A 4,590-nucleotide genomic window follows, 5' to 3' on the forward strand; every position below is an offset into this window, starting at 1 on the left:
CCGCGCCACCCGTCGTTCGGGCTGGAAGACGCTGCTGAGGGACGTGGTGATCATCTTCGTGGTCGCCGTGCTGGTCTCGTTCCTGATCAAGACGTTCGTCGCGCGCTCGTTCTACATCCCGTCGGGATCGATGGAGAACACGCTGCAGATCAACGACCGGATCATCGTCAACGAGCTGCAGCCCAAGCTGTTCGGCCTGCAGCGCGGCGACGTCGTCGTGTTCAAGGACCCGGGCGGCTGGCTGCCGCCCGCCCCGCCCGCGCAGGGCAACGCGCTGCAGAAGGGCGTCGGTGCCGTGCTGGACTTCGTCGGCCTCGGCGCCTCCGACAGCGACCAGCACCTCGTCAAGCGCCTCATCGGCCTGCCGGGAGACCACGTCACCTGCTGCAACACGCTCGGCCAGATGAGCGTCAACGGCGTCCCGCTCAAGGAGCCGTACGTGCTGCTGCCCGCCGGCCAGGAGAACGTGTCGGCGAAGCCGTTCGACGTCACCGTCCCCGCCGGCTCGGTCTGGGTCATGGGCGACAACCGCTACAACTCGGCGGACTCGCGCTACCACATGGACGACCCCGGCAAGGGCTTCGTGCCCCTGGACGACGTGGTCGGCCGGGCGTTCGTGATCAGCTGGCCGCTGAGCCACTGGTCGTGGCTGAGCGACTACCCGGAGACCTTCCAGGGCACAGAGCGCAAGGACGAGTAGCGCCCGTTCAGCCGACCCGTTCGGCGAGCCCGCGCCGCCAGTAGCCCATGAACGCGACGCGACCGCGATCGATGCCGTGGCCGCGCACCAGCAGCCTGCGCAGCGTCTTCACCGCCGCCGACTCCCCCGCGATCCACGCGTAGAAGCCGCCGGCGGCCTGCTCCGGGCGCTCCCAGAGGATCTCGCGGTCCACATCCACCTTCTGCAGGCGCTGCCGGGTGGGCGCCGCCGCGGCGGCCACGATCTCGGGGTGCGCCTGCAGCCACGAGGTGACGGCGGGGACCAGTTCGCAGCCGTGGTCGCCGCCATCACGGGAGACCCAGGTGACCGAGACGCCGGGACGCACCGCGAGCGGGAGCGCATCCTCCGCGGAGGGCACCTCGATGAACGCGTGCGCGCGGCGCCCGGCCGGGAGCGCCTCCAGGATGGACGCGATCGCCGGGGCCGCCGTCTCGTCGCCGGCGAGCAGCAGCTCGGTGGCGTCGCCGGGGCGCCAGTCGATGCCGACGCCGCTGACCGGGCTGAGCGCGTCCGGACCGACGACGACGAGCTCGTCGCCCGGCACGGCCTCCGCGAGCCAGCGGGAGGCGGGTCCCGCGTCCGCGCCGTCGTGACCGTGCACGACGAAGTCGATGTCCAGCCGGCGCTCGCCCTGGTCGACGTCGCGCACCGTGTAGGTGCGGAACGGGTTGCGGCGCTCCTCGGGGAGGGCCCGCCAGACGTCGTACCAGTCTCCGGTGTCGAGCGGGCAGAAGCTGCCGTCCGCGAGCGGGAAGACGACCTTGATCCGCTGGTCCAGGCGCTCGGTGCCGAAGGTCTCGAAGTCGTCGCAGCGCAGGCTGACCCGGGTGAAGTGCGGGCTGAGCCGGCGGATCGCGGACACGGCGGCGCGGTACGGACGGTAGGCCGGACGCTCCGTGATGGGCGGGGCGATGACGGTCACGAACGATCCCTTCCGGGTGAGGCGTGCGGGTAAGGTAAGGCTACACTAACTCGACGGTCGGGCGGCTGGACAGCGGCTGGACGCCCGCTCCGCGCTGGCGCTATCGTCGGCCCATGAGCGAGGAGCCGGTGCCCGTCCATCCCGTGCTCGGCAGGGACGGCTCGGCGGTGCTCATCGTCGGCGGCATCCTGATCGGGGCGACCGTCGGCTTCCTGCACCTGATCGACTTCGAGCTCGAGAGCGACACCGGCGGGCGGCTGCTCAGCCCGCAGCTGTTCTTCTACGGGCCGGCCGCCGCCCTCGTCGGGATGCTCTCCGGACTCGCGCAGTACCTCTGGTTCCTGTCCGCCGCCGCCGGCCAGCGCCTGTGGTGGCGCTACCTCGGCGCGAGCCTCACCGCCTACGCCGTCTCGCTCGGCGGCTACGCGGTCGTCTGGATCACCACCCCGCCCACGTTCCTCGGCAGCCTGAGCGGCCCGCTCGCCGCCCTCCTCACCGTCGTCGGGCTCCAGCTCGTCACCGCCCGCACGATTCGTTCGCACCGTAATGTCGTATCGCGCGGTCCCCGTTCGACGTCCGGGTGAATGGTCTCCCAACGAAAGGAACGCTCGAGACATGAAGTACATGATGTTCGTGGTCACCGACTCCCAGCCGGACCACGAGAAGGACGACTCCGACGTGAACATCTGGGTCGACGAGTTCGACTCCTCCGGCACGCGCGTGATCGGCGAGGCGCTCGAACCCCCCGCGGCCTCGAAGGTGGTCCGCGTGCGCGACGGCCGCCGCTATGTCACCGACGGCCCGTTCACCGAGACGAAGGAATGGATCTGCGGCTTCGACATCCTCGAGTGCGACAGCATGGACGAGGCCATCGAGGTCGCCGCGAAGCACCCGATGGCGCGCAACGGCCAGCTGGAGCTGCGGCCGTTCCTGGTCTGGGAGTGAGCGAGCGGTGACGGGGGACGCGATGGTCGAGGACGGCGGCAGGCCGGCCATCGCGTCCCCCGTCATCGTCACCGGCTCCGGCGCGCTGCGCGGGACGGACGACGGCCGCGTGGCCGTCTGGCGCGGCGTCCGGTACGCACAGCCGCCGGTCGGCGATCGCCGCTGGCGTGCCCCGGTGCCCGCCGTGGCCCCGGACGGCGTGGTGGACGCGACGCGGTTCGGGCACGCCGCACCGCAGCCGGTCAACACCGTCATCCCGCTCGGCGACGGCGTCACCGCCGACGAGGACTGCCTGTTCCTGAACGTGTGGAGCCCCTCCCGCGCTGCCGCACGGCCCCGGCCGGTGATGGTCTGGGTGCACGGCGGCGCGTACACCTTCGGCGCCGCCAGCCAGTCCGTCTACGACGGCACCGCCCTCGCCGAGGCGGGCGACGCCGTGATCGTGACCGTCAACTACCGGCTGGGCGCGCTCGGCTTCCTCGACCTCGGCGCCGAGCACGACGGGGAGGCGGACACCAACGTCGCACTGCGCGACGTGCTGCTCGCGCTCTCCTGGGTGCGCGACAACATCGCCGGTTTCGGCGGCGACCCGGAGCGCGTCACCGTCTTCGGGGAGTCGGCGGGCGGCGGGCTGGTCACCGCTCTGCTGGCGACCCCGAGCGCCGCCGGCCTGTTCCAGCGCGCCATCGTGCAGAGCTCGCCCGCGAGCTCGATGTACGGCAGGCGGCGGGCCGCGGCCGTCACCGCGCGGTTCGCGGAGGCGGCGAGTGTCGCCGCCTCGGACCTCGCCGCCCTGCGGGCGCTGCCGCCGGAGGCGGTGGTCGCGGCGGCGTCGGCCGTGTACGAAGAGGTGCCGCGGGAGCATCCCGGCACGCTCGCGTTCGCCCCCGTGGTGGACGGCGACCTGCTCCCCGAGCACCCGATCGCGGTGCTGAGCTCGGGGCGCGGGCATCCGGTGCCGCTCGTGATCGGCACGAACCGGGACGAGGCGACGATGTTCCGCTTCATGAAGTCGGCGCTGCTGCCGATCGACGCCGCGTCCATCGAGCGGATGTTCCAGGCCATGCGCGAGGAGAGCCCCGACGTCGTCGCCCCCGACCGCGAGCAGGTGCTGTCGGCCTACCGCGGGCTCCGTCGCGGGGTCGTCGGCCTCGGGATCGCCCGCGACATCGCGTTCCGGATGCCGACCGTGTGGCTCGCCGCCGGTCACGGCGCGGTCGCGCCCACCTGGCTGTACCGGTTCGACCACTCGACGCCGCTGCTGCGGCTGGCGGGGATCGGCGCAGCGCACGCCGCCGAGGTGCCCTACGCCTGGGGCACCGTCGCCGAGGCGCCGCGCGCGATCTACCGGCTCGGCGGCCGCCGCTCCGCCGAGCGCGTCTCGCGGCGGATGGTGGAGCGCTGGGCCGCGTTCGCGAACGGCGGCGCGCCGGGCGAGGACTGGCCGCCCTACCGCGCGCCGGAGCGTCAGACGCTGGTGATCGACGGCGAGGATCGCGTCGTCGCCGACCTCGACGGGCCGCTGCGCGCGGGCTGGGGCGATTCCGTGCTCTCGTTCTCGTGACCCGGGCGCGGCCGTCCCCCTAGAATCGAGCGCATGGTCGTTATCCCGGCGCTGGTCTTCGTGCTCTTCGTCGTCGCGCTGATCGACATCATCCTGCGCACGGGCGACCAGATCCGGCACCTGCCGAAGGTCGCCTGGGTGTTCATCGTCATCCTGCTGCCGCTGATCGGCAGCATCCTCTGGTTCACGGTCGGCCGCGAGTACTACGGGATGCGCTCCCGGCCCGCACGCCCGCAGCGCCCGGCGGCCTCCGCGCCCGGCTCCTCCGCCCCGGCCCCCGCCCCGCGGCTGTCCTCGACCGAGGAGCAGCTCGCCGCGCTGGAGCGCGAGATCGCCGACGACCGCATCCGCCGCCTGGAGGCGGAGCTGCGCAAGCGCCGCGGCGAGGCCGAGGGCGCGTAGTCCCTCTCGCCGAGCGGTCGCGACACGCCGTCTCGC

The 4,590-nt window shown here is 72.8% G+C and carries 6 protein-coding genes; 5 read left to right on the forward strand and 1 reads right to left on the reverse strand.

What is annotated here, in order from left to right; genetic code table 11:
• The coding region (lepB, locus tag ACTHMF_RS04730; RefSeq protein WP_440316503.1) for a signal peptidase I at nucleotides 1-700 on the forward strand (700 nt) is incomplete at its 5' end.
• Nucleotides 701-707: 7 nt separating this feature from the next.
• Here the strand turns inward: lepB and ACTHMF_RS04735 are convergent.
• Nucleotides 708-1,643, reverse strand: coding sequence for a siderophore-interacting protein (locus tag ACTHMF_RS04735; RefSeq protein ID WP_440316504.1), 936 nt, complete (start codon nucleotides 1,641-1,643; stop codon nucleotides 708-710).
• A 113-nt stretch (nucleotides 1,644-1,756) separates the two neighbouring features.
• On the opposite strand from ACTHMF_RS04735, the gene ACTHMF_RS04740 reads away from it, so the two are divergent.
• Genes ACTHMF_RS04740 through ACTHMF_RS04755 form a run of 4 tightly spaced genes read left to right on the forward strand, consistent with a single transcriptional unit; the run spans nucleotide 1,757 to nucleotide 4,554 of the window.
• Nucleotides 1,757-2,227 (forward strand): hypothetical protein, encoded by a 471-nt coding sequence (locus tag ACTHMF_RS04740; RefSeq protein WP_440316505.1) that lies wholly within the window; start codon nucleotides 1,757-1,759, stop codon nucleotides 2,225-2,227.
• Between the two features lie 31 nt (nucleotides 2,228-2,258).
• Entirely contained in the window at nucleotides 2,259-2,588 is a 330-nt protein-coding gene (locus ACTHMF_RS04745) for a YciI family protein (protein WP_314147804.1), read from the forward strand.
• A gap of 7 nt (nucleotides 2,589-2,595) precedes the next feature.
• Nucleotides 2,596-4,152: a carboxylesterase/lipase family protein gene (locus ACTHMF_RS04750; protein ID WP_440316506.1), complete on the forward strand. Its 1,557-nt coding sequence runs from the start codon at nucleotides 2,596-2,598 to the stop codon at nucleotides 4,150-4,152.
• A 33-nt stretch (nucleotides 4,153-4,185) separates the two neighbouring features.
• A complete protein-coding gene (locus tag ACTHMF_RS04755; protein WP_314147806.1) occupies nucleotides 4,186-4,554 on the forward strand; it encodes a PLD nuclease N-terminal domain-containing protein in 369 nt (122 codons plus the stop codon).
• Nucleotides 4,555-4,590 lie beyond the last annotated feature (36 nt).

The organism is Leifsonia sp. (assembly GCF_051955155.1).
In the GTDB taxonomy this organism is placed as follows: Bacteria; Actinomycetota; Actinomycetes; order Actinomycetales; family Microbacteriaceae; genus Leifsonia.

Bases quoted from the DNA above. Each gene is read 5' to 3' on its own strand.
- ACTHMF_RS04740 (WP_440316505.1), top strand. From the start codon at position 1,757: ATGAGCGAGGAGCCGGTGCCCGTCCATCCCGTGCTCGGCAGGGACGGC.
- ACTHMF_RS04745 (WP_314147804.1), top strand. From the start codon at position 2,259: ATGAAGTACATGATGTTCGTGGTCACCGACTCCCAGCCGGACCACGAG.
- ACTHMF_RS04755 (WP_314147806.1), top strand. From the start codon at position 4,186: ATGGTCGTTATCCCGGCGCTGGTCTTCGTGCTCTTCGTCGTCGCGCTG.